Source organism: Belnapia arida, assembly GCF_016773205.1.
GTDB classification, from domain to species: Bacteria; Pseudomonadota; Alphaproteobacteria; order Acetobacterales; family Acetobacteraceae; genus Belnapia; species Belnapia arida.
Genome location: NZ_JAETWB010000006.1, coordinates 202,869 through 229,095 on the forward strand (window position 1 = coordinate 202,869; position 26,227 = coordinate 229,095).

Here is a 26,227-nt window from a genome sequence, read left to right on the forward strand (position 1 = left end):
TCCGCCGCGCGCTCGCCCGCCATCGCGCCATCGCCACCGGCCTGCTGGTCGGCATGGCCGGGCTGCTGGTGTTCGCCTACTGGCTGCCGCCCGGCTACTGGACGGACATGCTCCAGGCCTCGGCCAAGGCCGGCGTCGTCGGCGGCATCGCCGACTGGTTCGCCGTCACCGCGCTGTTCCGCCGGCCGCTCGGCCTGCCGATTCCGCATACGGCGATCATCCCCCGTCAGAAGGAAAGGCTGGGCCAGGGGCTCGGGCGCTTCGTCGCCAACCATGTCTTCACCGAGGCCGAGGTGCGCCGCGTGATCGGCCGGCTCGACCTAGCCGGCATCCTGCGCGGGGTGATGGCAGACCCGGCCGCTGCCCGCCCCACTGCCGAGGCGATCGCCGCCAGCCTGCCGAAGCTGCTGGCCAGCATCGAGGATGGCCGCGCCCGCCGGCTGCTCGGGCGGCTGCTGCCGCGCATGGCAGGCGGGCCGGGCGGGGCGCGCATCCTCGCCCGGGCGCTGCGGACGCTGATGGCCGGGGGGCGGCACAACGAGGTCTTCGACCTCGCCATCGGCCAGCTCCGCATCATCCTCGCCAGCAAGGAGGACCAGCTGCGCGGCGCGATCGAGCAGCGGGTGCGGGCCGAGGGGGGCGCGCTGGTCGGCTGGCTGGCCGGGGCGGCCGTCGCGCGGCGCATCCTCACCACCGTCAATGCCGAGCTGGCGCGGGTCGAGCCCTCCGACAGCGACTTGCGCGGCGCCTTCGAGGTCTGGCTGCGCGGCGAGATCGACAAGCTGGAGAGCGACCCGGAGCGGGCGGCCGCCGTCGGCCGGGCGCTGCGCCAGGCCGTCGCCCACCCGACCGTCGCCGCCTGGATCGGCGATATCTGGGACCGGCTGAAGGCGGCGCTGATCGCCGATGCGGGCAATCCGCAGGGGCGGACGGTCGCGCTGCTGGAGGGGGCCTTCGTCAATGCCGGCAGCCTGCTGGAGCAGGACCCGGCGGCGCGCGACCGGCTGAACCGCGCGGCGGAAGGGCTGATCGCCACCATCCTGCCTTCCGCTCGGACGCAGCTCGCGGGCTTCATCGCCCAGGTCGTCGCTGGCTGGGACACGGCGCAGGTGACGGAGAAGATCGAGCTGCGGGTCGGGCGCGACCTGCAATATGTGCGGATGAACGGGACGCTGGTGGGCTTCCTGGTCGGTGGCGCGCTCTTCGCCCTGCTGACGGCGGCATTCGGTCGGATAACCTTCTGATTCGCCCATGCCGGCCGGCGCATCGCCATGCGGTGCCGCTGCTGCACCGCGACCGGGATGTCGCCGCACTCGCCGAGCCTTGCGGCCTGCCGGTCTGAACCCCTTCCGCCGGCGGGCAATGGGGGCCAGATTTCCCGCATGACCCTTCGCCTCGGCATCCTCGACCAATCGACAATCGCCTCCGGCCGCGGTGCCGATGCGGCGATCCGCGAGACGCTGGCCCTCGCCCGGCTTGCCGATGACTGGGGCTATGGCCGCTACTGGCTGGCCGAGCACCACAACAGCCCATCCCATGCCGGCTCAGCACCGGAGATGCTGGTCGCCGCCATCGCCGGCACCACGCAGCGCATCCGGGTCGGCACGGCGGGGGTGATGCTGCCGCACTACTCGGCGCTGAAGGTCGCCGAGCAGTTCAAGGTGGCGGAGGCGATCGCGCCAGGGCGGATCGATCTCGGCCTCGGCCGGGCACCGGGCAGCGACGGGCGCACCGCCTTCGCCCTGAATCCGAATGCCAACGAGGCCGCCGACCGCTTCCCGAACCAGGTGGTGGACCTGCTCGGCTGGCTCGGCGATGGCCTGCCGGAGGGTCACCCCTTCCGCGCCGTCGCGGCCAACCCGCAGGTGCCGACGCGGCCCGAGGTGTGGATCCTTGGCTCCAGCGACTATGGGGCGCAGCTCGCGGCCTATCTGGGGCTGCCCTACTGCTTCGCGCATTTCATTTCGGATCGCGGGTCGGAACAGGTGACGGCGCTCTACCGCGAGGGCTTCCGGCCGCAGCCGGAGCGGCTCGGTGCACCGCATTGCGCGCTCGGCGTCTTCGCGCTGACCGCCGACACCGAGGCGGAGGCCTGGCGGCTTTATAAGTCGCGCGAGCTCTGGCGGCTGTTCCGCGATACCGGGCGCTTCCCGCCGCTGCCCAGCGTCGAGGAGGCGGAGGCCTATCCGTACAGCGAGGCGGAGCGAGCGCATCTCGACCGCATCCGCGCCAAGGCGATCGTCGGGGCGCCGGAGCAGGTGAAGGCGAAGCTGGAGGCGCTGGCTGCGGCGCATGGCGCGCAGGAGGTGGCGGTGCTCAGCCCGTGCCACGATCCAGCGGCGCGGCAGCGGAGCTACCGGCTGCTTGCCGAGGCCTTCGGGCTTAAGCCCGCCGCGGCCCCGCTCGCCGCCGAATAGGCCCGGCTCAACCGGGCGGGAAATCCGCGCTGCGGCTGCGGTGCCGGCGGCGATGCGGCCGGCGGTGGCGCCACCAGTCGAGCCCCGGCCCGATTGCCAGCAGCGGTGTCGTCGCCAGCATGGCCAGGGCGAAGCCGGCCGCCCAGAGCCTCGCCCCGAGCACGAAGCAAAGCGCCGAAAGCCCGGCCAGCCCGCCCACGGCGAAGCCGGTCAGCATCACCCAACCCAGGATCAGCCGGTGCCGCGGGCCAAGCCATTCCGGCGCCTCGCCCCTATCGGTGCGGGCGGTGCCGTCGCGCCCTACCTCATAGAGGCGTGCGGGGTCGATGCGGAAGGGAAGCCGCTCGTCCGCCATCGATGCGGAGACGGAAGTGGCTCAGCGCCGGATGACGACGAAGCGCACGGGCCCCGATCCGCCCCCCGGCCCGCCGGCCCGGCGCGCGCGTCGCACCCGCCACCAGAGCGAGACGAAGGCGACCAGCCCCGCGCCGATCACCACCGGCAGCAACAGCCCGACGAAGACCACGGCCAGCGCCACCAGCAGCAAACCGCCGGTGGCGAGCGTCACCAGCAGGGCGAGCCCGCCGACACGGCCCAGCGCCCGGTCCAGCCAAGTTCGGCGCGGCGGGAGCGGGTCCCGGAATTCTCCCTCGGGCGTCATGTCGAGCACGGGCGGGGATGGGTCCCGGCCAGGCGGGCCGGGGCGCCGAAAAGCGTCCATGGGGGAGATGTTGCCGCAACCCCGGCCCGGTTCAAGCCCGCCTCGCTATTCCGGCCGCACGATCAACGTGGTGCCCTCCACCGCCTCGACCCGGACGCGCAGCGGCCGCTCCGGCGCGCGGATCTCAAGCGGCAGCCGCGCCTGCCATTCCGAATCGCCGATGCGGACGCGAAGCCCCGGCCCTTCCGCCTCACCAAGCGGCAGGAGCATGCCGCTCCGCCCGACCAGGCCGGAGCCGGGCGTGTTCAAGGCCGCCGGCGGGGCGGCGCGGCGGAGCCGTAGCGAGAGCCAGATGCCGGCCCCGAGCAGCACCAGGAAGACCGTCACCACCATCCCGAAGGAGAGCACGGCCAGCAGCTGCAAGGCGCCGGTGCCGAGCGCGGCAAGGCCGATCCAGACCAGGAAGACGCCGGGGATCGCCAGTTCCGCCAGAAGCAGCAGCAGCCCTGCGAGGATCCAGATCAGCCCCGGTTCCACGGGCCGCTCCCCACCGGCGCCGGCCCGGCGGCCGGCGGGCCCTGCCGCAGCAACTCCATCGCCTGGGTGATGCCGCCGGCCATGGCGGAGGCCTCCATCGGCACCACGACGAGCTTGCTGGCAGGGTTGGCGGCCAGCGCCTCGAAGGCTTTCACGTACTTGTCGGCGATGAAGTAGCGCAGCGCATCGCCGCCTGCCCCGGCGGCGGCCGCGGCGACCATCTCGGTCGCGCGGGCCTCGGCTTCCGCCAGCCGCTCCCGCGCCTCGGCATCCCGCAGCGCCGCCTGCTGCCGCCCCTCGGCCTGGAGGACAAGGGCCTGCTTCTCGCCCTCGGCGCGCTGGATGGCCGCCGCCCGGTCGCCCTCGGCCTTCATGACCGTGGCGCGGCGCTCGCGCTCGGCGGTCATCTGCAGGTTCATGGCGCGGACGAGGTTCTCCGGCGGCTCGACCTTGCGCAGCTCGACGCGGCTGACCTTCACGCCCCAGGGGTCGGTCGCACCGTCAAGGATGGCGAGCAGGGAGGAGTTGATGCGCTCGCGCGAGGAGAGGGTGGCGTCGAGGTCCATCTCACCGATGACGGCGCGGATGTTGGTCATCGCCAGCGCGTTCAGCGCCTGCTGCAGGTTCTGCACCTGATAGGCCGCCTTGGCCGGGTCCATCACCCGGTAATAGACGATGCCGTCCACCACCACCGTCGCATTGTCCTTGGTGATGACCGACTGCTCAGGGATGTCGAGCACCACCTCCTGCACGTTCAGCTTGTGGCCAACGGCGTCGATGAAGGGGATGAGGAAGTTCAACCCCGGCTGCAGCAGGCGGGTGAAGGCGCCGAAGCGCTCGACCGTCCAGACCTGGCCCTGGGGGACGGTGCGGATGCCGCGAGCGGCGGTGACGATGGCGAGCAGCAGGAGGGCAATGAGGACGATCGTGGTGCCGGTCATCCGGGGGCTCCGAAGGGGGTCGCGGCCATCATAGCAGCGATGGCGCCGGCCGGGGCGGAGCCGGGGGCGGCAGCGGGCGGGCGCCGCAGGCCAGGAGGTAGTCGGCGATGGCGTCCATCTCGACGGCGGGACGGGTGCGGTCGTGGAAGGGGTCGCTGGCGCGAGAGCCGGGTGGGACCCAGATGACGGTCTCATAGCGGGCGCGGGTGAGGAGCACGCGGTAGGTGTTGCGGATGAACTCGGTCTCGCTCGCGCCTCGCACCTGCTGCCACGCGGTTCCGGCGAAGCGCCAAGCCTCCCAGCCCGCATGGCCTCGCCGGAAGTCCCCGCCCCAGGCCAGGCCGACCGTATCGAGTTCCAATCCCTGGCACGCGTATTCGGTTGCCGCGGTTTCCAGCGCATCGGAGGCCCGGACATCCGGCCAGCGCTCGAGGAACCAGGCAACCGGCTCATCCGTCCCGATCAGCTGGGCATCGAAACCCTCCGCCCGTAGCCGCTTCGCGCCGGAGGACCGGACGAAGCCGCACCGCCGCAATCCTGGCGTGCCCGCACGCAAGCCCTGACGCGCGGCATCGAGTGACCGGGTCACGAGAAACGGGAGCGAAGCCGAGGCGCGGGCGATGGCTGCCGCCTCGCCACGTTCTCCGCGCAGGACGGCATCGACCCAACGGGCCGCGGCGTCATCGCGGATGCTGCGCATCGAGATGTCGAGATGCAGGTCCGCATCGGTCAGCAGCCAGGGCTCCTCGGCGTCGGCCAGGCGCTGCGAGGCCTCGGTCGCGGTCAGGACGGTGCCGGCCGCGACAGCGCGCCAGCCCGGCGTGGAGCGGATCACGCGACCCCATTCCCGCAACCCCGCTTCGCCGGTGTTGATTTCCTGGCCGCCCCCGATCAAGGCTACGATCGCGGCAAATCCCTGGTGGCGGCCCATGATAGCGAGGGCATGGGCGGGCTCGCTCATGGTCAGGGTGCTTACCCTTCGCTGGGTGTCGCGGCCGGCCTGGTGCGCGTCCCAGGCGCGCTGCGCCTCGTCGAAGACGATGACGCGCTCGGCGGGCGGGTGATCCCGATGGGCGTTGTCCGCCAGGAAGCGATGCACGTTCTGCAGCGCGGCGGCGGCTTCGTGCCGCGCTTGCCGCAGCCGCCCTGACCGCTTCCGGCGTTCCGGATCGTTGCTCGGGCCGAGTGCCAGGTCGATGCCGGCGCGGTTGCAGGCGAGGGCTTCGCGCAGCACGGCGACCAGCGGAGCATTGCCGGTCAGAAAGGCGGAGCCCTCGCGCCGCACCTCCCCGAAGACGGTGTTGAGACCGCAAAGGGTCTTTCCGGCCCCAGGGATGCCCGTCACGAAGATCACCACGCGCTCCCCAGCGGCACGGGCGATGTCGAGCGCCTTCTGGATCGCCTGCGTCGTGCGGGCGAGATTGGGCGCATCGGCCCGCGCCGCGGCGATGTCGGCGACGCTGTTGCGGGCGAAGAGGGTCGCCGCCGCTTCGATGATCGTCGGCACCGGCCGATACGGCGCCGCGAGCCAGGCTGGGCCGCTGAGCGGCGCGGTCGGCTGGGGCAGGCTGTACGCCGATGCCGCAATCAGACCAGACAGGCTAGAGGCGCTCGCCTCGGTTGCGGGTGATAGGCCGGGGATCGGGAGGGGCGGTTGAAAGGGCGCCGGCTTGGCCATTCGGGTGGCGACGATGACAGGCAGAATGGGATGGCCGCGACTGGCCGCGTGAAAATCGAAGAGATCCTGGGCGTAGTCCTCGGCCTGGGCGCGGTCGGCGGCACTCACGGACGTCGCGCCTGTCTTGAACTCCAGGACCAGGATCGCCCGGTCGGTTAGCAGGACGGCATCGATCCGCTTTTCGAGGCGCAGGAGATCGTATTCAAAGGCGATCGTCCAATCCTGCCCGTCGCATCGATCGGCCGCATCGGCCAGGATCACCGCCTGCTCGCGCCACGCGGAGAGTTGCGTCGGCTCGCTCGACAGTCGCCGACGCATCTGGGCCGCCGCGAGTTCGGCGGCGACCCGGTCCGGCGTCATCGCCAGGAGTTCGGCGCCGGTGCAGGCGAACCAGGCCTTCATGACTGTCTCCGTCTCGGCCAGGTCGCCAGCAGCAGGCTCGCCGCCATCAGCACGAATCCGACCCCATGCACCGCGGTGAACGCCTCGCCCAGTACCGCGACCGCCACCAGCAATGAGGTGGCAGGCAGGAAGGCGGTGAAGGTACCCGCCACTCCGGCCGGCACGCGCCTCAACCCGGCATACCAGAGCAGCAGGCAAAGCACGCTCGCCGTCAGGCTGTGGAAGACGAGCAGCCCGGCGAGGCGCGGATCGGCCAGCGCCGCCAGGGCGCCGATCCCCGGCAGGGAGAGCGGCAGCAGCATCGCGGCGCTGAAGGCCTGCATCCAGAGGCTCGCCGTCACCACCGGAACGGAGCCGGCGATGCGCTTGGCGAGCAGCACATAGGCCGCCTCGCCCAGCACCCCGCCGAAGACCAGCAGGTTGCCGAGCCAGTGCCCCTCCGCCCCGTCGCCGAGCCGGGCCAGGGTGATCGCCGCCATGCCGCCCGCCGCCAGCCCCGCCGCGGCCCATTGCCGGGGCGACAGCCGCTCCCGCAGCCAGAGCGCGCTGCCGAGCGCCACCACCGCCGGCAGTGTCGCCAACACCAGTCCGCCCTCCAGCGCCGTCGTCAGCCGCAGGCCGGCCAGCAGCCCCGCATTGTAGAGCGCGGTGCCGAAGAGCGCCTGCAAGGCGAGGTTTCGCAGCGCCGACGCGCCGGGCCGGACGCGCCCTTCCATGATCCTCGCCAGCGGCCAGAGCACGGCGCAGGCGAGGAGACAGCGCAGGCAGGCGATCATCGGGATGGGCAGCGCCGCGGCCAGCAGCTTGGCGACGCCGACATTGGCGCCGACCAGCGCCATCGCGCCGGCCAGTTGGGCATAGGCAAGCAGCACCGGCGGCAATCCCCCTTCCCTTCCGGCTCATAGCATGGTGCTTGCGCACCGCATCGGGGGGTGCTTGCCTCCGCGCCGGAGACGCCGGTCCCCTCCATTGCCGCCGGGAGAGACCGCCTATGCTGAGACGCACCCTGCTCACAGGGGCCGCCGCCACCGCCGCCGCCGGGCTGGCCGGCCCCGCGCTGGCCGGCCCCGCGCTGGCGCAGCCCAGCGCCGCGCGCGTGCTGCGCTTCGTGCCGCAATCCGACCTGACCGTGCTCGATCCGGTTTTCACCACCGCCTACATCACGCGCTACCACGCGATGATGATCTACGACCAGCTCTACGGCCTCGACAGCAAGCTGCGGCCGCAGCCGCAGATGGTCGAGGGCCATGTGGTGGAGCAGGACGGGCTGTCCTGGCGCTTCACCCTGCGCGAGGGCCTGCGCTTCCATGACGGCGAGCCGGTGCGCGGGCGGGACTGCATCGCCTCCATCAGGCGCTGGGCGCAGCGGGATGCGCTCGGCCAGGCGCTGATGGCGCGCGTCGCCGAGATGGCGGCGCCGGAGGACCGGGTCTTCACCATCCGCCTCAACAAGCGCTTCGGTCCGATGCTGGAGACGCTGGCGAAGGTCGGACCCTCCGCCCTCTTCGTCATGCCGGAGCGCATCGCAAGCGTTGATGCCAACACGCAGATCCGCGAGACCATCGGCTCCGGGCCCTTCCGCTTCAAGGCGGATGAGCGGATCGTCGGCGCGCGCGTCGTCTATGAGCGCAACCCGGACTACAAGCCGCGTGAGGGCGGCACGACGGACTGGGGCGCCGGGCCGAAGCAGGTGTTCTTCGACCGCGTCGAATGGGCGGTGATGCCGGACCCGGCGACGGCGGCCGCCGCCCTGCAGAACGGCGAGGTGGATTGGTGGGAGAACCCGCCGAACGACCTGCTGCCGTTGCTTCGCCGCTCCCGCGACGTGATGATGAAGAGGAGCAACCCGCTCGGCACCTTCGGCACCGGCATCTTCAACACGCTGCACCCGCCCTTCGACAAGCCGGCGGTGCGCCGCGCCATCCTCCGCGCCATGTCGCAGGCCGACTACATGACCGCGACGGCGGGGGCCGACCCCTCGCTTTGGAAGGCCGGCATCGGGGTCTTCACCCCCGGCACGCCGCTGGCGAACGAGGCGGCGCTGGAGGCGATCACCGGGCCGCGCGACATCGAGCGGTCCCGCCGCGAGCTGCGCGAGGCCGGCTACAACGGCGAGACGGTGGTGGTGATGAGCCCGAGCGACCAGCCGACGCTGACCGCGCTCGGCGAGGTCGGGCAGGACCTGCTGAAGCGCCTCGGCATGAAGGTGGATTTCCGGGTCTCCGACTGGGGCACGCTGGTGCAGCGCCGTTCCAGCAAGGAGCCGCCCGAGAAGGGCGGGTGGAGCATGTTCCACACCACCTGGAACGGCATCGACGGCATCAACCCCGGCGTCATGACCTATCTTCGGGCGAACGGGCAGAGTGCCTGGTTCGGCTGGCCGGACGTGCCGAAGCTGGAGGCGCTGCGCCTCTCCTGGTTCGACGCGCCCGACCTCGCCGCGCAGCAGAAGATCGCCGCCGAAATCCAGCAGGTGGTGCTCGACGAGGCGCCCTACCTCCCGCTCGGCCAGTATTTCGCCTCGACCGCCTGGCGGAAGACGATCACCGAGCCGATCTCGGAGATCATCTCCTTCTGGGGCGTGAAGCGGGCCTGATCAGCCCTCCTCGTCATCCTTCCTGAAGGGGGAAAGGGTGGCGAGGGCCTCCATCTCCTGCAGCATGGCCGGGCGCTCGCGCTCAAGGAAGTCGCCGATGGCGCGGCGAAGCCCGGCATGGGCGATCCAGTGCGCGCTGTAGGTCGGCGTCGGCAGGTAGCCGCGCTGGATCTTGTGCTCGCCCTGGGCGCCGGCCTCGACGCGCGGCAGGCCGTGCTCGATGGCGAAGTCGATCGCCCGGTAGTAGCAGAGCTCGAAATGCAGGAAGGGCGCATCCACTAGGCTGCCCCAGTTGCGGCCATAGAGCGCCTCCCGCCCCAGCAGGTTCAGCGCGCCGGCGACCGGCTCGCCATCCTGCTCGGCCACCATCAGCACCACGGCATCGCCGAGCGCCTCCCCCATCAGCGGCCAGAAGCGCTGGGTGAGATAGGCGCTGCGGCCCCATTTCTTGTCGGTGGTGCTGCGGTAGAAACGGTGGAAGGCGCGCCAGTGCTTCGGCGTGATCTCATGACCGCGCAGCGTCTTCAGCACGAAGCCGGAGGCCGCCGCGTCGCGCCGCTCGCGCCGGATCGCCTTCCGCTTGCGCGAGGACAGGGCGCCGAGGAAGTCCTCGAAGCTGGCATAGCCCTTGTTGTGCCAATGGAATTGCGTCCCCAGCCGTTGCAGCCAGCCGGCCTCGCCGAGTGCCTCCCACTCCGCATCCTCGCAGAAGGTGACATGGGCGGAGGAGAGGCCGAGGTCCTCGCAGGCCTGGGCCAGGCCCTGCGCCATGGCGGCGGGGCCGAGCCTGGCCTCAGGATGCGCGAGCAGCCGCGGGCCGGGCACGGGGCTGAAGGGCGCGCAGACCTGGAGCTTCGGGTAGTACTGCCCCCCGGCCCGCTCGAAGGCATCCGCCCAGCCATAGTCGAAGACGTATTCGCCCTGGCTGTGGCTCTTCGCGTAGCAGGGCGCGCAAGCCAGCAGGCGCCCGCCCGGGTCGCGCAGCACCGCATGCTGCGGCAGCCAGCCCGTGCGGGCGGTGGCGCTGCCGCTCTCCTCCAGCGCGGCGAGGAAGGCATGGCTGACGAAGGGGTTGCCCCCGCCGGCGCAGGCATCCCAGTCCGCGGCCGGCACTTCGGCGATGGCGCGGTGGAGGCTGAGGGTCAGGTTGGTGGGGGCCATTGCCGGGAGCATGTGCTGCGCCGCAGCGCGAGGGCAAGGCCCCAGGCCACTACTTGCCCCAGCGCAGCGCCATCGCGTCGCAGCGCCGGGCGAGTTCGACGAGCCCGGCCCGCGTTGCCGGATGCAGCGGCGCCAGCGGCGCGCGGGGGGCGTCGCAGGCAATGATGCCGCCCTCCTTCATCAGCGCCTTGGCGGCCAGCAGGCCGCATTGCCGGTTCTCGTAATTGATGAGCGGCAGCCAGCGTTGGTAGGCGGCCGCCGCCTCCTCCCGTTTGCCGGCGAACCAGGCATCGGTGACCTGGCGGATGCCGTCCGGATAGCCGCCGCCGGTCATGGAGCCGGTCGCGCCCGCCTCCAGGTCGGCCATCAGGGTGATCGCCTCCTCGCCGTCCCACGGCCCCTCGATCGCCGCCCCGCCGAGGGCGATCAGCTCGCGCAGCTTGGCAGCGGCGAAGGGCACCTCGATCTTGAAATAGGCGACATGCTCGATCTCCCGCGCCATGCGGGCGAGGAAGGGCGCCGAGAGCGGCGTGCCGGCGACGGGCGCGTCTTGGATCATGATCGGAATGCCGATCGCATCCGAGACGGTCTGGTAGAAGGCGTGGATCGCCGCCTCGGGGAAGCGGATGCTGGCGCCGTGGTAGGGCGGCATCACCATCACCATCGCCGCCCCCGCCTCCTGCGAGCGGCGGGAGCGCTCGGCGCAGATGCGTGGCGAGGTATGCGTCGTCGTCACGATCACCGGTACGCGGCCGGCGATATGCTCGATCATGAGGGGCGTCAGCCGCTCCCGCTCCTCATCAGCGAGGAGGAATTGTTCGGAGAAATTGGCGAGGATGGCGAGGCCCTCGGATCCGGCCTCGATCATGAAGTCGATGCAGCGCTTCTGCCCCTCGATGTCGAGAGCGCCGCGCTCGTCGAAGATGGTCGGGACGACGGGGAAGACGCCACGGTAGCGGGGCGTCGGCGTGGTCTGGCTCATGCGCGTCTCCTGCCTTTGCCGGGAAGGAGGCGACGCACGGGTCCTCGCGTCAAGCCAGCTCGAAAATCCCCTCGACCTCGACGGCGGCATCGCCCGGCAGGGAGGGCACGCCGATGGTCGTGCGCGCATGCCGTCCGGCATCGCCGAAGACCTCGACGGCAAGGTCGGAGGCGCCGTTCATCACCACCGCATGCTGGGTGAAGTCCGGACCGGCGGCGATGAAGCCGCCGAGCCGGAGCACCCGCGCGACGCGGTCGAGGTCGCCCGCCGCCGCCTTCAGCTGCGCCAGCAGGTTGACGAAGCAGAGCTTGGCCGCGGCCACGCCATCCTCCATCGAGACGGCCGTGCCGACCTTGCCGGTGAAGGCGATCTTGCCCTCCCTCAGCGGGATCTGGCCGGAGACGACGACGAGCTTCCCGCTGACGCTGAAGGGCACGTAATTGGCGATGGGCGCCGCCGGGGTCGGCAGGGCGATGCCGAGTTCGGCGAGGCGGGCCTCGATGCGTCCGGCCATGATGGTCTCCTTATCCAACGAGCCTGAGCGTGCGCCGCCGCCCCCGCGGGCTTGCAGCGGCGGCCTCACGCCCCGGCGCCGGCTGCGGCGGCAGGTCGAGCGGCAGCAGCGGCGCCTGCTGCGCGGCGGTGCCGGGCGAGTCCGGCAGGCAATCCTCCTCGGAGGGCTGCGGCAGGTCGCGCCGGCCGAGATAGTCGAGTGCCAGCCGGCGGAAGGCCCAGTCGAGCACCGAGGTCGCGCGCGGAATGGCCGGGTCGCCCTCCACGAGCCCGGCCGGGCCGAAACGGGTATAGGCGAAGGCCTCCACATAGTCGGCCAGCGGCACGCCATTCTGCAGCCCGAGCGAGACGGACTGGGCGAAGCCGTCCATCAGGCTGCGATAGGCTGCGCCCTCCTTGGACAGGGTGAAGGCAATCTCCAGCAGCTTGCCGGCGGCATCCTCCGCCGTCCGCAGCGCCACCCTGTGGCCGCCGACGGTGACATGCAGCGTCGTCCCGGCATGGCGGCGGAGCATGGGCTGCGGCTTCGGCACCGCTTGGGCGGGGGCGGGCAGCGCGACGGGGGCCGGCGGGACGGCGTGAAGGAACGGCGCCACCGCCTCCCGCATCGCCGCGCGGGCCCGCTCGGGCACCGAGGCAAGCAGGGCGCCGGCGCGGGCGGCGTGGTCGCGGGCGATGAGGAGGGCGGCGCGGGTCGGCACCTCCGCCAACTCGCCGCCTTCGGTCAGCACGGCGCGGGTGGAGCCGGCGGCGGGAGCGATGCCGCCCGTCTCGGCTCCGAGCAGCGCCTCCACCGCATCGGGCAGGGCGAGCGCCAGCAGCCCCTGGTGCCGGAGCCCAGGCGAGGTGGCTGCAGCATCGAGCGCGGCGCGGGCCGCGGCGGCGAGGCCGGGCACCGGAGTCTCGGCAGGCGGCGCCGGCCAGAGCAGGGCGACCGGCTCCCGCGCCCCGAGCCGGGCGGCAATGCGGCCCGACTCGGCTTCCGCAGCGCCGCGGGTGAGGGCCGCGATGGCGCCGGCGGTAGCGCGGGCCTCCTTGCTGTCATAGGCGAGGCCGAGCGCCGCCAGCAGCCCGGCGAGGTCGGCGAAGCCGAGTCGCAGCCGGCTGGCCTTCGCTCCGCCGAGCGCGTCCAGCGCCCGGACACCGAGCGCGCAGGCCTCGGCATAGCCCTCGAGGTCGAAGCCGCCTCCAGGCTCAAGGAAAGCCGGCAGGTTGAGCACGAAGCGCGGATCCGCCTTGCTCCCCTCGCCGCGCCAGACCTCGGCGCCGGGCGCGCCGCGCCGTGCCAGCAGGAGGCCGCGCAGTTCCTCGGCGAGGCGGGCGGCGCCGGCGGCGTCGACGATGCCGGATTTCTGCCCGGTGCGGGTGACGCGGGCGATCCAGCCTTCGGCGAGGCGCGGCAGGGCGACCGGCCCCTGCCCTGGGGCAAGGGCGGCAAGCGCCGCGGCGGCTTCCGCATCCCAGCCGAGCGGCAGGGCGACGGCGCGCGGCGGCGCATCGGGGTCGGCCGCGGCGCGGGCCCGGCGCAGGGCGACCTCTTCCCACAGGGTTCCGGTGATCAGTGCCATGGCGTGATGCTAGGGCGCCTCGCGCCGGGCGGGAAGCCGTATCTGGTGCTGAAGGGGCCCCGGTGACGCAACATCCTGTGGATAGCTGCGCCTGCCCGCCTGCCTTTGCGCCGCAGCAGGGCTTGTGCGATTGTCCGCCCGCGATCCCGCCCCCATGTGCTGGGTGGCCATCCCCCAGGAGCTTTCCCGGCCCCATGCCTGTCCTGCTGCGCCTCCATTCCGCTCTCTTCGGCCGCAAGGTCGGGACCGATCGCTTCGGCAATGTGTATTTCGAGAGCAAGTCGAAGCAGCCCATCTACAATCGCACCCGGCGTTGGGCGATCTTCGCCAAGGGCGGCGACCCGACCGTGGTGCCGCCGGAATGGCATGCCTGGCTGCACCACACCACCGAGGCCCCGCTGCCCGAAGCGAAGCGCTACCCCTGGCAGAAGGAGCATCTGCCGAACCTCACCGGCACGGCGCATTCCTACCGTCCTGCCGGGCACGACTATGTCGGCGGTGCGCGCCCGGTCACAACCGGCGACTACGAAGCCTGGACGCCGGGTTCGTAAGGCATGAAGGGACGCAGCCTCGCCGAGGTCGCCACCGGCGGCATCGTGCTCCTGATCGCCGCCGTCTTCCTGGCCTATGCGGTGCTGCATAGCGGCCGGGGCAGCGCCAGTGCCGATGGCATGTCGCTGACTGCACGTTTCGACAAGATCGATGGCCTCTCGAACGGCGCCGATGTCCGCATCGCCGGCGTCAAGGTGGGGAGCGTGACCGACAGCCGGATCGACCCGCAGAGCTTCAGCGCGGTGCTGACCATGCGCGTGGACCGCAGCCTCCGCCTGCCGGATGATACCTCGGCCGAGATCACTTCGGAGGGGCTGCTCGGCGGCAAGTATGTCTCGCTGGTGCCGGGAGGCAGCGACAAGCTGCTCGCCGATGGGTCGCGCATCACCGAGACGCAGGGCTCGGTCAGCCTGGAATCCCTGCTTGGGCGCTTCATTTTCTCGGTGACGCAGATGAACAGCCAGAACCAGCAGAGCCAGGAAGGCGGCCAGCCCCAGGGCGGGACCACCGCTCCCACGCGGTGAGCCTCGCCCCGCCAGAGACCTGGCCGGGCGCCGATGGCAGCCCGATCTCCTGCCGGGAGAAGCTGAAGGTCCTCGCCGAGAACCATGAGGAACTCGCCCAGGTCATGCGCGACGCCTTCGAGGATGCCGTGCTGATGGGCGTCGACGAGGCGGCACTGCGGCGGATGCTGAGCGACATGGTCGCGGCACTCCCGAGTCCGAAGCGGAAGCCATGATGCGGCTCGCCGCCCTCGCCCTGTTGCTGCCCATGGCCGCCATGGCGCAGTCGCAGGACTGGCTGCCGAAGGGGCAGGCCGAACTCCAGCTCCTCGACAAGGTAACGGCCCGCGTCTCCGTCCTCCGCGCGCCGGTGGGGCAGGCGACGCAGTTCGGGACGCTCACCGTCAAGGTCGCCGCCTGCAATGCCCGCCCGCCCGACGAGGTGCCGGATGCCGCCGCCTTCCTCGAGGTGAGCGACAGCCGCCGGGCGGCCGGCTTCCAGGAGGTGTTCCGCGGCTGGATGTTCGCCAATGCGCCGGGCGTCAGCATGCTGGAGCACCCGGTCTATGACCTCCGGGTCCTCGATTGCAAATAGCCCCGTCCGACCATTGGGACGGTCAGCGCTTCCACAACGTCCATGACCGGACGTGAAGAGTTTCCGCGACGTCCTCCGCTGGCGGCGCGAGAGCACACCGGTGCCCTGGCCTCGTCGGATCGAGGATGCGCCGCAGCCCCCGCCGCCGCGGCTGCCGGAGGGGCGGATCGGCGCGACCTTCATCGGCCATGCCTCCTTCCTCGTCCAGCTCGGCGGGCGCTGCGTGCTGGTCGACCCGGTCTGGTCGGAGCGGTCGAGCCCCCTTGCCTTCGCCGGGCCGAAGCGCGTGCGGGCGCCGGGGCAGGCGCTGGAGGCACTGCCAGGCTGCGACCTGCTGCTGGTCAGCCATAACCACTACGACCATCTCGACCTGCCGACGCTGCGGCAGGTGCGCCGACATTGGGCGCCGCCGGCGGTCACCGGCCTCGCCAATGCGCGGCACCTGGCGAAGGCCGGCATCCGCGGGGCGACGGAGCTGGACTGGTGGCAGTCTACAGAGGTGGCGGGGCTGCGCGTCACCTATGTGCCGGCGCAGCATTTCTCCGCCCGCACGCTGTTCGACCGCAATATCAGCCTGTGGGGAGGCTTCATCCTCGAGGCCGAAGGGGCGACCGTCTACTTCGCCGGGGATAGCGGGTGGTGCCCGCATTTCGCGGAGATCGCGGCACGCTTCCCGCGCATCGACCTCGCCCTCATCCCGATCGGGGCCTATGAGCCGCGTTTTTTCATGCGCACCCAGCACATGGACCCGGGCGAGGCGGTGCGGGCGCATCGGGCGCTCAGGGCGCGGCGAAGCCTGGGGATGCATTTCGGCACCTTCGCCGGGCTGACCGACGAGGCGATCGAAGGGCCGGAGGCCTGGCTCGCCGAGGCCCGCGCGGCGGCGGGGGTGGCGGCGGAGGAGTTCGGCACCCTGCCCTTCGGCGGCAGCCTCGACCTGCCCGAAGTCCGCCCGTAGCCTTTCCGCCTGCCCTACGAGGAGGCGCTGGTGGGCCGGTTCGACTGCTGGACATCCCTGCCAGGTCCCAACTTCGGCGGGCGCACTCGCTTCGTTGGGCGGCCGGGCGCGGGACGGTAGCGGCGGCAAGGACGAAGACAGCGATGGCCTGATTGATCGTCGCCAAGGCCAAGCGGGCATCGGTGTTCATGGTGACCGCCGTCCGCTCGCCGCCTCTACCGTTGTAGCGGGGTTTGACGAACTGTGTCTCGCTTCGGCAGGTGCCAGCGATGAACCTCTGCGCAAGCTTGGGATGGTTGGGGACCGTATCTCGCGGGCGCCCGTGAGGGCGGGATTTCCGTCGGAAGAACCCGCCCAGGTTTATCAGCCAGATCGTAGTTCAGCGTGGGACGATGGCCGTTGAGGAGGCGCTGCGATGGCTGGATGGCAGGGTCCAGTAGTCGCCTATCACCCGGTCTAAGCCGGCGGGGCTGAAGGGCGAACACGCGTTGCCGTCATAATGGGTGATCTCGCCGAAAAACACCCGGCCACCCACGCAGTACAGATCGACGCGCGCAAAGTCGAACTCCTCGCCGATCCGCTCCGCCAGACGCAGGGCGTCTTGTGTTTCCGGGGGGAGTACATAGCTGGGATCGGGTTCGTGCGCCTGCCGGACCGACCACGGCTCGAGCCGTTCGTTATAGCTGTTGGCCCGATGATGGCCATGTCGCCCGATATGGACACGCAACAGCCTGACGCGCCCATGGAAGACGTAAAATTTCAGGTCGGCTGGGATGCCGCCATCCGCGTCCAGCAACATCTCCTCAGCGAGGAGGCGCGGCGTGAGATCACGGTAGGCCCATTCCCCGGCGGTCTCATAATGATTGCGACGCAGCCAGCCATTCGCTTGGGAGACGGCGGTGGGGATGTCGAGCACCGTGCGGTCATGGACGAGCAGGTTCATGTTCCAGCCGTGGCTGCCCTTGAGCACGAAACGGTTGGGCAATTTCTCCCACTCGATGTCCTCTGCGCGGCTCCAGATGCCGAGCAGTGGCACGAGCACGTCATTTCCGACGCGATCCGCGACGTAGCCGCGGGCATTGATCTTGTCCGTCGTCAGCGCCAGCAGCGGATTCCTATCGTGGAGTATCCGCCAACCAAGCTTTTCGTTGAAAGTCGCTGGTTGAGAAAGATTGGGGTCATATCCCAAAGCGGCACGCATGCGGTAGCGAAGATGTCGCTCCCGCAAAATCGCATCTAAGGCCGGTACATACTGGGCAGCATGCCGTACTACATTCCGCAGCGGAGATGACTTTGGTTCGGCGGGATGTGTGGTATCGGACATTGTCGGATCTCTCGTAGGCTCACTCGGCTTCCTAACGTGCAGTTCATCTATGCAACACCATCGCTCACTTTGTTGTGCGACGGCATCTTTAGTAATGTGTTGGGTAGTGCTGGCGGCGGGACAGAGGATGAGCCGATAACCGACGAGATACGCAGCGCAGAAGTCATACTCATGATAATGAAGCAGGGAACCAGCCAACCGGTCCTGACCCCCAGAAATTAATCCTCCGTATTTTTTCCTTGCATTGATTTGCCGCTATGTATGATGGTTGCGACAGGTATTAACCCGAAATATTCATTTGGGCTTGGCCGGTTTTACTATAATTTAGTAGAATTTTATTACACTGAACTGGGTTACCTGCCCCCCTACCCCTCCGCTACCTCGTGAAGCACCTGCGCCAGCACCCGGGCCCCCGCCGCCAGCTGGGCCGGCGAGGAATATTCGGCCGGGTTGTGGCTGATCCCCTTGCGGCTCGGGACGAAGATCATCCCGCTCGGGCAAAGCGGCACCATGAACTGCGCGTCGTGAAATGCGCCCGAGGGCATCTGCAGCGCGCGCAGCCCCTGCGCCGCGGCACCGCGCGACACAGCCTCCGTCACCATGGGAGCGAACTCCACCGGCAGGGCGTGGAAGCGCTCCGTCACCGTCACCTCGCAGCACTGGACGGCGGCGCGGATGGTGGGCTCGATGGCGTCGCCGCGGGCCGCCAGCACGGCGGCCGAGGGATGGCGGAAGTCGATGGTGAAGCGCACCCGCTCCGCCACGCTGTTGGAGCTGTTGGGGTGGACCTCGATCCGCGCCACGGTGAAGCGCAGCACATCGGTCGGGTCGTCCATCAGCGCGTTCAGGGCGGTGATGGCGCGCAGCATGTCCTGCACCGCATCCCGCCGCGTGGACAGCGGCGCGGTTCCGGCATGGGCGCTCTCGCCGCGCAGCTCCACCAGGAACCACCGGCTGCCTTGGATGCCGGTGACGACGCCGATGTCGAAGCCCTCCGTCTCCAGCCGCGGCCCCTGCTCGATATGCGCCTCGACATAGGCGTGCGGCGCCGGGCCCTCGACCACGCCGAGCGGGCGGCGCGGCAGGTCGGCCTCGAGCGTGAGCTGCTCGCGGAGCGCATCGCCGAAGCGGATGCCCTCGCCATCCTCCACCGCGTCCCAGGTGCCGGGCGCGCTGTGGCCGGCATAGGCCATGCTGCCCATGCAGCCGGGGGCGAAGCGGCCGCCCTCCTCATTGGTCCAGGCGACCAGCTCGACCGGGCGGCGGGGGGTGATGCCGCTCTCGCGCAGCGCCTGGATCGCCTCCAGCCCCGCGAGGACGCCCCAAATGCCGTCGAACCGGCCGCCCGCCGGCTGGCTGTCCATATGGCTGCCGGTCAACACGGGGGCGAGGCCGGGCTCCCGCCCTTCGAGGCGGAGGAAGAGGTTGCCGAGCGCGTCGATGGAGGGGGCAAGGCCGATTGCCCTGCCCCAGCCGATCAGCAGGCGGCGGGCCTCACGGTCGAGGGGCGAGAGGCAGGGGCGGTTGACGCCGGGGGAGCCGTCGGCGCCGGTGATGGCGCCGAGGCGGGCCATCTGCATCAACCGGTCCCATTGGCGCTGCTCGCTCACCGCGGCGACCAGATTCGGCGCGACCGTTCCGCTCATCGTCCCACCCCTTCTCCCTTGGCAGGGGACAAACCGCAGGCGGCGGGGTGGCGTCAAGCCGTGCTAGACCGCGCTCCGCAACGACGGGGGATGGGCGATGGCGGGGTATCTCAGCACGCATGTGCTGAACACGGCGGAAGGGGTGCCAGGGGCCGGCATCGCGGTGGAGCTGTGGCGGCTGGAGCCGGCGCCGGTGCTCGTCGCCCGCACGGTGACGACGGTGGATGGGCGGAATCGGGATGCCTTCTACCCGGAGGGGGCGGGGTTCGTCGCGGGGCTGCATGAGCTGCGCTTCGGCATCGGCGCCTATTTCGCCGGGCGAGGGCCAGGCGCCGCCTTCTATGATGTGGTGCCGGTGCGGGTGCGGCTCGAGGCGGGCCAGGGGCATTACCATGTGCCGCTGCTCTGCTCGCCCTTCGGCTACACAACCTACCGGGGGTCCTGAGCGTTCCGCCTGCTTCGGCGAGGGAGGCAGGCATGACGGAGCGGGAGGAATTGCTCGCGGCGGTCGGCCGGGGCGATGCGGTGGCGGTCGGCGGGCTGCTCGATGCGGCGCCTGGCTTGGCCGCGCCGCGTGGCGGGCATGCGGATGATCCAGTGGCGCTGGCGGCCCGGCTCGGCCATCTCACCGTGCTGCGGCTGCTGCTGGAGCGTGGCGGCCAGGGCGAGCCGGAGGGCGACCCGCGCGAGGCACCGACGGCGCTGATGCAGGCGGCCGCGGCGGGGCGGCAGGAAGCGATCGCGCTGCTGCTGGAATTCGGGGCCGACCCGGCGCTGCGCGACCGCGAGGGGCGGAGCGCCGCGGATTACGCGACGGAGGCCGGCCATGCCGACCTCGCCCGGCGCCTCTATACCGATGCGGAAACGGAACGCCTGATCTGGTAGCGGAACGCTCGCCCGGTTGCTGCGTAGCGCAGGTATCGCAACAACCGGAGTGGGACCGATGGCGCGCATCCTCGTGCTGTATTACTCGATGTATGGCCATGTGGAGACGATGGCAGGCGCCGTGGCCGAGGGCGCCCGCGGCGCCGGGGCCACGGTGACGGTCAAGCGGGTGCCGGAGCTGGCGCCGCGAGAGGTGCTGGAGAAAGCGGGCGCCAAGCTCGACCAGGCGGCGCCCGAGGCCTCGCCACAGGAGCTGGACCAGTACGATGCCATCATCCTCGGCTGCCCAACCCGGTATGGGCGGATGGCGGCGCAGATGGCGCAGTTCTGGGATCAGACGGGCGGGCTTTGGGCACGCGGGGCGCTCATCGGCAAGGTCGCCAGCGGCTTCACCTCCACCGCCAGCCAGCATGGCGGGCAGGAGACGACGCTGATGGCGATGCACACCATGGTCCTGCACCACGGCATGGTCGTCGTCGGCCTGCCCTATTCGGCGCCCGGGCTGACGCGGCTCGACGAGGTCAGCGGCGGCAGCCCCTATGGCGCGACGACCATCGCCGGCGGCAAGGGCGAGCGGCAGCCGAGCGCCAACGAGCTGGAGATGGCGAGCTTCCAGGGCCGGCACGTGGCGGAGATCACAGCCAAGCTGTTCGGCTGAAGCGGCACCCCCGGCCGGATGATCGCATCCAGCCGGGTTGCGACTTCGACATCAGGCGGCGCGAAGCTGCCCAAGCGTGTCGCCCAGGGCGCGTCTGAGGGCTTCCGCCTGTTCGGCCAGGGTGGCGGAGGTTGCCTGCACCTGGCTGGCGGCGCCGCCGGTCTCGCCGGCTGCGGCGGTGACGCCGTCGATGGCCCCGGCGATGGCCGCGGTGCCGGCCGCCGCCTGCTGCACGTTCTGGGCGATGTCCCGCGTTGCCGCGCCCTGCTCCTCCACCGCTGCGGCGATGGCCGCGGTGACCTCGTTGATGGCGCCGATGCTGTCGCGGATCACGCCGATATCGGTGGTCGCCTGGCGGGTGGCGGCCTGCATCGACTGGATCTGGGCGGCGATGTTCCCGGTGGCTTGGGCTGTCTGGTTGGCCAGCGCCTTGACCTCGCTCGCCACCACGGCAAAGCCCTTGCCGGCCTCGCCGGCTCGCGCCGCCTCGATCGTTGCGTTCAGCGCCAAGAGGTTGGTCTGGCCGGCGATGCTGTCGATAAGCCGGGTCACCTCGCTGATCCTTGCCGCGGCTTCGTTCAGGTTGGCGACCGTCGCATTGGTGCGGTTGGCCTGATCGGCGGCGCTGGCCGCCATGCGCGCGCTTTCGGCGACCTGCCGGCTGATCTCGGCGACCGAGGCCGCCAGTTCCTCGGTCGCCGCGGCGACCGTGTTGACGTTGCCGCTCGCCTCCTGCGTGGCGCCGCTGACCGTGCCGGCCCGCTCGCTGGTGCCGTCGGCGATGGCGACCATGGAGGTCGCGGCGGCGTTGAGCTCGGCCGCCGCAGAGGCGATGTGCTCGGTGACGCCGCCGATGCTGGCCTCGAGGCCGGAGGCGAGGCTGACGAGGCCGGCCTTGCGTTCCTCCTCGGCCCGCTGCTTGGCTGCCTCCTGTCCGGCGCGGAGTGTTTCGGCCTCCTGCAGGCTGGTGGCGAAGCCCTGGAGGGCGCGGGCCATGCTGCCGATCTCGTCGTGGCGGTCGGCATCGCCGATCGGGGCGGCGAGGTCGCCGCCGGCGAGCCGCTGCATGGCGCCCTGCAGGCGGCCGAAGGGCCGGATCACGGTGAGGCGGGCCATCCAGAGGCCGAGCCCGAGGCTGAGCAGGATGCCGGCACCGAGGACCGTGACGGCGGTCCAGACGATGGACTGGGCGTCCCTGGTCAGCGCCGCGGACTTCGCGGTGGCCGAGGCGAGCAGGGCCGTCGTCATCTCCCTGCTCGTTTCGCGCAGTTGAGTGATCTGAGTGAAGAACTCCGCCCGCAGCAGAGCCATCGCCTCGGCGCTGCGCCCTGCTTGCAGCATGGCGATGCCACGCAGCCCGGTTGCGCGCAGAGCCTCGAACTCGCGCTCGATGCCAGTGAGGGTCGCGGCATGCGGCGTTCCCTCCACGGCCGCCCGGAGCGCCGCGGCACGCTCCGCGAAGGTCGGCCCGATGGCCTCCAGGTCCTTCGCTGACTGGGCGATATTCGCCGCTTCAGGCACCGCGAAGGCCCGCCAGAGCGCACGGGGCATGTCGACGATCGTGACGTTGACCCGGGTGGCATGGGTTGCGCCCTGGCTGTCCCGTGCGAGCAGGCTGGCATAGGCAGCATCGAGCGTGACCAGGGAGCGGCTGACGAAGCCGCCGGCTCCGAGCGCCACCAGGGCCATCACGGCCAAGGGTAGCATGACCTTGAAGGATAAGCGGGCATGACGGAAGGCGTTCAGCATGACGGTATCCGATGCTGCGGCCCGGGAATTCGAACCGATCAGGTTTCATAACGCCTTTGTGATTGTCATCCGGTTAATGGCGCCTTGCGCGAAACCCGCTTGCAAAACCGGGCTGGAGGGGGCATCTCCCCCGCGATACCAGACCGATTGAGTGAGATCTCGGCGGGCGGTGCGGAAAGCGATCCGCGGCCGGGCCCGCTTTTGCCTATGGAGGCCCATCGTGGCACGCACCCCGCTCGACCGTATCCGCAACATCGGGATCACCGCGCATATCGACGCGGGCAAGACCACGACGACCGAGCGGATCCTCTACTACACCGGCAAGTCGCATCGGATCGGCGAGGTCCATGACGGCAACACCACGACCGACTACATGGAGCAGGAGCGCGAGCGGGGGATCACCATCACCTCGGCCGCCGTGACCGCCGTGTGGAAGGACCACCGGATCAACATCATCGACACGCCCGGCCACATCGATTTCAACATCGAGGTGAACCGCAGCCTGCGCGTGCTCGACGGCGCCGTGTTCATCATCGAGGGCGTGGCCGGCGTGCAGCCGCAGTCCGAGACCAACTGGCGCCTGGCTGACCGCTACAACGTCCCCCGGCTGATCTTCATCAACAAGCTCGACCGCACCGGCGCCGACTTCTACCGCGCCGCGGCGACGCTGACCGAGAAGCTCGGCATCACCTGGATCGCGCTGCAGCTGCCGATCGGCATCGAGGACACCTTCAAGGGCGTCGTCGACCTGGTCGAGATGAAGGCGATCATCTGGGAAGGCGACGAGCTCGGCGCCGCCTACCACTATGAGGAGATCCCGGAGGATCTGAAGGAGAAGGCGGCCGAGTACCGCCAGCTCCTGCTCGATACCGCGCTGAGCGTCGACGACGCCGGCATGGAGGAGTATTTCGACAAGGGCGACGTCTCGGTCGAGACGCTGAAGCGCGCCATCAAGCGCGGCACCATCGACGGTACCTTCCGCCCGGTGATGTGCGGCACCGCCTTCAAGAACAAGGGCGTGCAGCCGCTGCTGGACGGCGTGCTCGACTACCTGCCGAGCCCGATCGACATCCCCGGCATCAAGGTCGCCGCCGAGGAAGGCGAGGACGAGACCGCCGACCGCCGCATCATCCCGGCCGACGAGACGCTGCCCTTCGCCGGCCTCGCCTTCAAGATCATCAACGACAAGTACGGCAACCTGACCTTCGTGCGCGTCTATGCCGGCGTGCTGAAGCAGGGCGACATGGTCATGAACACGACCAAGGGCCACCGCGAGCGTATCGGCCGCATGTTCCAGATGCATGCCGACAAGCGCGAGGAAATCAAGGAGGTCACCGCCGGCGACATCGCCGCCTTCGTCGGGCTGAAGGACACCGGCACGGGTGACACGCTGGCCGACCAGGCGGACCCGGTGGTGCTGGAGCGCATGGCCTTCCCGATCCCGGTCATCGACATCTCGGTCGAGCCGAAGACGAAGGAAGGCGTCGAGAAGATGACGCTCGGCCTGCAGAAGCTGGCCGGCGAGGACCCCTCGCTGCGCCTCAAGACCGACCAGGAGACGGGCCAGACCATCCTCTCCGGCATGGGCGAGCTGCATCTCGAGATCATCATCGACCGGCTGCGCCGTGAGTACGGCGTCGACGCCCATATCGGCGCGCCGCAGGTGGCCTATCGCGAGACGATCACCAAGAGCCACACCGAGACCTACACCCACAAGAAGCAGTCGGGCGGCTCGGGCCAGTACGCCGAGGTGAAGATCACCTTCGAGCCGAAGGAGCGGAACACCGGCATCGAGTTCTCGAACTCGGTGGTCGGCGGCGCGGTGCCGAAGGAGTACATCCCGGCGGTCGACAAGGGCATCAAGGTGCAGGCCGATACCGGCGTGCTCGCGGGTTTCCCGACCGTCGACTTCAAGTACAGCCTGGTGGACGGCAAGTACCACGACGTCGACTCCTCGGCGCTCGCCTTCGAGATCGCCGCCAAGGCCTGCTTCCGCGAGGGCATGAAGAAGGCCGGCCCGGTCATCCTCGAGCCGATCATGGACGTGGAGGTCACCACCCCGCAGGATCATGTCGGCGACGTGGTGGGCGACCTCAACCGCCGCCGTGGCGTGATCCAGAGCCAGGACATGGCCGGCACCTCGGTCATCGTGCGCGCGCATGTGCCGCTGAAGGAGATGTTCGGCTACATCTCCAACCTGCGGGGCATGACCAAGGGGCGTGCGTCCTTCTCGATGCAGTTCCACCACTACGATCCCGTGCCGCGCAACGTGGCGGACGAGATCATGAAGAACAGCGCCTGATTCCACTCCACAGGGTCCGGCAGGCCGGCGGCGCGGGGGGCAACCCCCGCGCCGTTTGCTTTTCTTAAGCGCGGCAGGGGATTATGCCCCTGCCATGCTCGACTTCAGCGCCCTCCGCATCCTCGTCCTCGGCGATGCCATGCTCGACCGCTTCCTCTATGGCGAGGTGGAGCGCATCTCGCCCGAGGCGCCGGTGCCGGTGCTGCGCCAGCGCCGGCTGATGGCGATGCCGGGCGGTGCCGGCAACGTCGCGCGCAACATCACCGCGCTCGGCGGAAGGGCGGTGCTTGTCGGGCTGCTGGGCCGGGATGCGGCAGCGGCGGAGTTCCGCGCCCTGCTAGGCGCCGATCCGGGGATCGAGGACCGGATGGTGGAGAGCGCCGGGCGGCCGACCATCTGCAAGATGCGCATTATTGCCGGTACCCAGCAGGTGGTCCGCGTCGACGACGAGGCCACCAGCCCGGCCGAGCCGGCGGAGGCCGAGGCGATGCTGGCGGCGGTGCGGGCCGCCCTGCCCGGCTGCCAGGCGATGATCCTCTCCGACTATGCCAAGGGCGTGCTGTCGCCGCCGGTGATCGCCGAGGCGATCGCGGCGGCGCGGACCCAGGGCATCCCCGTGCTGGTCGATCCGAAGAGCGAGGATTTCCGCATCTATCGCGGCGCCGATTGCGTGAAGCCGAATGCGCGGGAGCTGGCGCGGGCGACGCGCATGCCGGTCGGCACCGGGGCGGAGGTGGCGGCGGCCGCCGAGTGGGTGATGGCGGAGGCGGGGCTCGCCGCGCTGCTCTGTACGCGGGCCGGGCATGGCATGGTGCTGGTCCGCGCCGGCGCCGGGGCGACGAGCGTGCCGGCCCTGGCGCGGGAGGTCTTCGACGTCTCGGGTGCCGGGGACACGGTGATCGCAACCCTCGCCCTGGTCCATGCTTCCGGCCAGCCGCTGGAGGAGGCGATGCGCATCGCCAATGCGGCGGCCGGCATCGTCGTCGGCAAGCTCGGCACGGCGACGGTTGGCGTCGACGAGCTCACGCATGCGCTGCGGGCCGAGAGCGGCTCCGCACCGGACGAGGGTGCGCTGCTCGACCGGGAGGCGGCGCGGCGGCTGGTCGCCGAATGGCGGGCGCATGGGCTGCGGGTCGGCTTCACCAACGGCGTCTTCGACATCCTGCATGCCGGGCACGTGGCCTCGCTGCGGGCGGCGCGGCGGCGCTGCGACCGGCTGGTGGTGGCGCTCAATGCGGATGCGAGCGTCCGGCGGCTCAAGGGGGCGACGCGGCCGGTCAATCCGCTGGCCGACCGCGCGGCGGTGGTGGCGGGCCTCGCCTCGGTCGATGCGGTGCTCGCCTTCGAGGAGGATACGCCGATCGAGCTGATCCGGCTGCTGCTGCCGGATGTGCTGATGAAGGGTGGCGACTACACGAAGGAGACGGTGGCCGGCGCGGCCGAGGTCGAGGCGGCAGGCGGCCAGGTGGTGTTGCTCGACCTGCTGCCGGGGCGCTCAACGACGGGGATCATCGCGCGGGCCAAATCCTAGAGTAGACCCCGATCAGATGGAATCACCTGATCGCAGTGATTTGTTCGCCAGAACAACAAGCTAGAGCG

Annotated in this window: 26 protein-coding genes; 13 read left to right on the forward strand and 13 right to left on the reverse strand. The window is 70.5% G+C overall.

Annotated elements, in window-relative coordinates:
* The first annotated feature begins 53 nt into the window (after positions 1–53).
* Positions 54–1,244 (forward strand): DUF445 domain-containing protein, encoded by a 1,191-nt coding sequence (locus tag JMJ56_RS15450; RefSeq protein ID WP_202832643.1) that lies wholly within the window; start codon positions 54–56, stop codon positions 1,242–1,244.
* 138 nt (positions 1,245–1,382) lie between these two features.
* On the forward strand, positions 1,383–2,417 hold the full coding sequence (locus JMJ56_RS15455) for an LLM class flavin-dependent oxidoreductase (RefSeq protein WP_202832644.1): 1,035 nt from the start codon (positions 1,383–1,385) through the stop codon (positions 2,415–2,417).
* A gap of 7 nt (positions 2,418–2,424) precedes the next feature.
* On the opposite strand, the gene JMJ56_RS33875 is transcribed toward JMJ56_RS15455, so the two are convergent.
* Genes JMJ56_RS33875 through JMJ56_RS15485 form a run of 6 tightly spaced genes read right to left on the reverse strand, consistent with a single transcriptional unit; the run spans position 2,425 to position 7,508 of the window.
* A complete protein-coding gene (locus tag JMJ56_RS33875; RefSeq protein WP_236037793.1) occupies positions 2,425–2,772 on the reverse strand; it encodes a hypothetical protein in 348 nt (115 codons plus the stop codon).
* A 21-nt stretch (positions 2,773–2,793) separates the two neighbouring features.
* A complete protein-coding gene (locus JMJ56_RS15465; RefSeq protein WP_202832645.1) occupies positions 2,794–3,138 on the reverse strand; it encodes a hypothetical protein in 345 nt (114 codons plus the stop codon).
* Positions 3,139–3,183: 45 nt separating this feature from the next.
* Positions 3,184–3,615 carry an NfeD family protein gene (locus JMJ56_RS15470; protein ID WP_202832646.1) on the reverse strand — a complete coding sequence of 144 codons (432 nt, stop codon included), beginning with the start codon at positions 3,613–3,615 and terminating at the stop codon, positions 3,184–3,186.
* Positions 3,600–4,556 (reverse strand): SPFH domain-containing protein, encoded by a 957-nt coding sequence (locus tag JMJ56_RS15475; protein ID WP_202832647.1) that lies wholly within the window; start codon positions 4,554–4,556, stop codon positions 3,600–3,602. Before JMJ56_RS15475 ends, JMJ56_RS15470 begins: the two co-directional genes overlap by 16 nt.
* 28 nt (positions 4,557–4,584) lie before the next feature.
* Complete coding sequence (locus JMJ56_RS15480; RefSeq protein ID WP_202832648.1) at positions 4,585–6,636, reverse strand: DNA/RNA helicase domain-containing protein; 2,052 nt, start codon at positions 6,634–6,636, stop codon at positions 4,585–4,587.
* The gene (locus JMJ56_RS15485) at positions 6,633–7,508 is read right to left on the reverse strand and encodes a DMT family transporter (RefSeq protein ID WP_328702396.1); all 876 of its coding nucleotides are present in this window, start codon (positions 7,506–7,508) and stop codon (positions 6,633–6,635) included. The genes JMJ56_RS15480 and JMJ56_RS15485 overlap by 4 nt, the downstream gene beginning before the upstream one ends.
* A 119-nt stretch (positions 7,509–7,627) precedes the next feature.
* Here JMJ56_RS15485 and JMJ56_RS15490 point away from each other — a divergent pair, with 119 nt between their 5' ends.
* Positions 7,628–9,232 carry an ABC transporter substrate-binding protein gene (locus JMJ56_RS15490; protein WP_202832649.1) on the forward strand — a complete coding sequence of 535 codons (1,605 nt, stop codon included), beginning with the start codon at positions 7,628–7,630 and terminating at the stop codon, positions 9,230–9,232.
* Here the strand turns inward: JMJ56_RS15490 and JMJ56_RS15495 are convergent, their stop codons facing one another.
* Genes JMJ56_RS15495 through JMJ56_RS15510 form a run of 4 tightly spaced genes read right to left on the reverse strand, consistent with a single transcriptional unit; the run spans position 9,233 to position 13,456 of the window.
* Entirely contained in the window at positions 9,233–10,405 is a 1,173-nt protein-coding gene (locus tag JMJ56_RS15495) for a GNAT family N-acetyltransferase (RefSeq protein ID WP_236037795.1), read from the reverse strand.
* A 37-nt stretch (positions 10,406–10,442) separates the two neighbouring features.
* Positions 10,443–11,375 carry a dihydrodipicolinate synthase family protein gene (locus JMJ56_RS15500; RefSeq protein WP_202832650.1) on the reverse strand — a complete coding sequence of 311 codons (933 nt, stop codon included), beginning with the start codon at positions 11,373–11,375 and terminating at the stop codon, positions 10,443–10,445.
* Positions 11,376–11,424: 49 nt separating this feature from the next.
* Positions 11,425–11,889: a RidA family protein gene (locus JMJ56_RS15505; protein WP_202832651.1), complete on the reverse strand. Its 465-nt coding sequence runs from the start codon at positions 11,887–11,889 to the stop codon at positions 11,425–11,427.
* A 10-nt stretch (positions 11,890–11,899) separates the two neighbouring features.
* Entirely contained in the window at positions 11,900–13,456 is a 1,557-nt protein-coding gene (locus tag JMJ56_RS15510; RefSeq protein WP_202832652.1) for a TSCPD domain-containing protein, read from the reverse strand.
* 194 nt (positions 13,457–13,650) lie between these two features.
* On the opposite strand from JMJ56_RS15510, the gene JMJ56_RS15515 reads away from it, so the two are divergent.
* The 5 genes from JMJ56_RS15515 to JMJ56_RS15535 are packed head-to-tail and all read left to right on the forward strand — an operon-like array spanning position 13,651 to position 16,064.
* The gene (locus JMJ56_RS15515; protein ID WP_202832653.1) at positions 13,651–14,007 is read left to right on the forward strand and encodes an NADH:ubiquinone oxidoreductase subunit NDUFA12; all 357 of its coding nucleotides are present in this window, start codon (positions 13,651–13,653) and stop codon (positions 14,005–14,007) included.
* Between the two features lie 3 nt (positions 14,008–14,010).
* Positions 14,011–14,532: an outer membrane lipid asymmetry maintenance protein MlaD gene (gene mlaD / locus JMJ56_RS15520; RefSeq protein ID WP_202832654.1), complete on the forward strand. Its 522-nt coding sequence runs from the start codon at positions 14,011–14,013 to the stop codon at positions 14,530–14,532.
* Positions 14,529–14,747 (forward strand): hypothetical protein, encoded by a 219-nt coding sequence (locus JMJ56_RS15525; protein ID WP_202832655.1) that lies wholly within the window; start codon positions 14,529–14,531, stop codon positions 14,745–14,747. The genes mlaD and JMJ56_RS15525 overlap by 4 nt, the downstream gene beginning before the upstream one ends.
* Positions 14,744–15,106 (forward strand): DUF2155 domain-containing protein, encoded by a 363-nt coding sequence (locus JMJ56_RS15530; RefSeq protein WP_202832656.1) that lies wholly within the window; start codon positions 14,744–14,746, stop codon positions 15,104–15,106. The genes JMJ56_RS15525 and JMJ56_RS15530 overlap by 4 nt, the downstream gene beginning before the upstream one ends.
* 52 nt (positions 15,107–15,158) lie before the next feature.
* On the forward strand, positions 15,159–16,064 hold the full coding sequence (locus JMJ56_RS15535) for an MBL fold metallo-hydrolase (protein ID WP_202832657.1): 906 nt from the start codon (positions 15,159–15,161) through the stop codon (positions 16,062–16,064).
* A 379-nt stretch (positions 16,065–16,443) separates the two neighbouring features.
* On the opposite strand, the gene JMJ56_RS15540 is transcribed toward JMJ56_RS15535, so the two are convergent.
* Positions 16,444–17,388, reverse strand: a complete 945-nt coding sequence (locus JMJ56_RS15540; protein ID WP_202832658.1) for an ATP-grasp fold amidoligase family protein — start codon at positions 17,386–17,388, stop codon at positions 16,444–16,446.
* Positions 17,389–17,753: 365 nt separating this feature from the next.
* Entirely contained in the window at positions 17,754–19,034 is a 1,281-nt protein-coding gene (locus JMJ56_RS15545) for a M20 family metallo-hydrolase (RefSeq protein ID WP_202832659.1), read from the reverse strand.
* A gap of 97 nt (positions 19,035–19,131) precedes the next feature.
* Here JMJ56_RS15545 and uraH point away from each other — a divergent pair, with 97 nt between their 5' ends.
* From uraH to wrbA, 3 genes are read left to right on the forward strand one after another with little or no spacing between them, the layout of a single operon-like run.
* Entirely contained in the window at positions 19,132–19,479 is a 348-nt protein-coding gene (uraH, locus tag JMJ56_RS15550) for a hydroxyisourate hydrolase (RefSeq protein WP_202832660.1), read from the forward strand.
* Between the two features lie 32 nt (positions 19,480–19,511).
* A complete protein-coding gene (locus JMJ56_RS15555; RefSeq protein ID WP_202832661.1) occupies positions 19,512–19,919 on the forward strand; it encodes an ankyrin repeat domain-containing protein in 408 nt (135 codons plus the stop codon).
* A gap of 58 nt (positions 19,920–19,977) precedes the next feature.
* Positions 19,978–20,577, forward strand: a complete 600-nt coding sequence (wrbA, locus tag JMJ56_RS15560; protein WP_202832662.1) for an NAD(P)H:quinone oxidoreductase — start codon at positions 19,978–19,980, stop codon at positions 20,575–20,577.
* A gap of 51 nt (positions 20,578–20,628) precedes the next feature.
* Here the strand turns inward: wrbA and JMJ56_RS15565 are convergent, their stop codons facing one another.
* Positions 20,629–22,326 carry a methyl-accepting chemotaxis protein gene (locus JMJ56_RS15565; RefSeq protein WP_202832663.1) on the reverse strand — a complete coding sequence of 566 codons (1,698 nt, stop codon included), beginning with the start codon at positions 22,324–22,326 and terminating at the stop codon, positions 20,629–20,631.
* Between the two features lie 220 nt (positions 22,327–22,546).
* Here JMJ56_RS15565 and fusA point away from each other — a divergent pair, with 220 nt between their 5' ends.
* Positions 22,547–24,628 (forward strand): elongation factor G, encoded by a 2,082-nt coding sequence (gene fusA / locus JMJ56_RS15570; protein WP_202832664.1) that lies wholly within the window; start codon positions 22,547–22,549, stop codon positions 24,626–24,628.
* Positions 24,629–24,722: 94 nt separating this feature from the next.
* Positions 24,723–26,159: a D-glycero-beta-D-manno-heptose-7-phosphate kinase gene (gene rfaE1, locus JMJ56_RS15575; protein WP_202832665.1), complete on the forward strand. Its 1,437-nt coding sequence runs from the start codon at positions 24,723–24,725 to the stop codon at positions 26,157–26,159.
* Positions 26,160–26,227 lie beyond the last annotated feature (68 nt).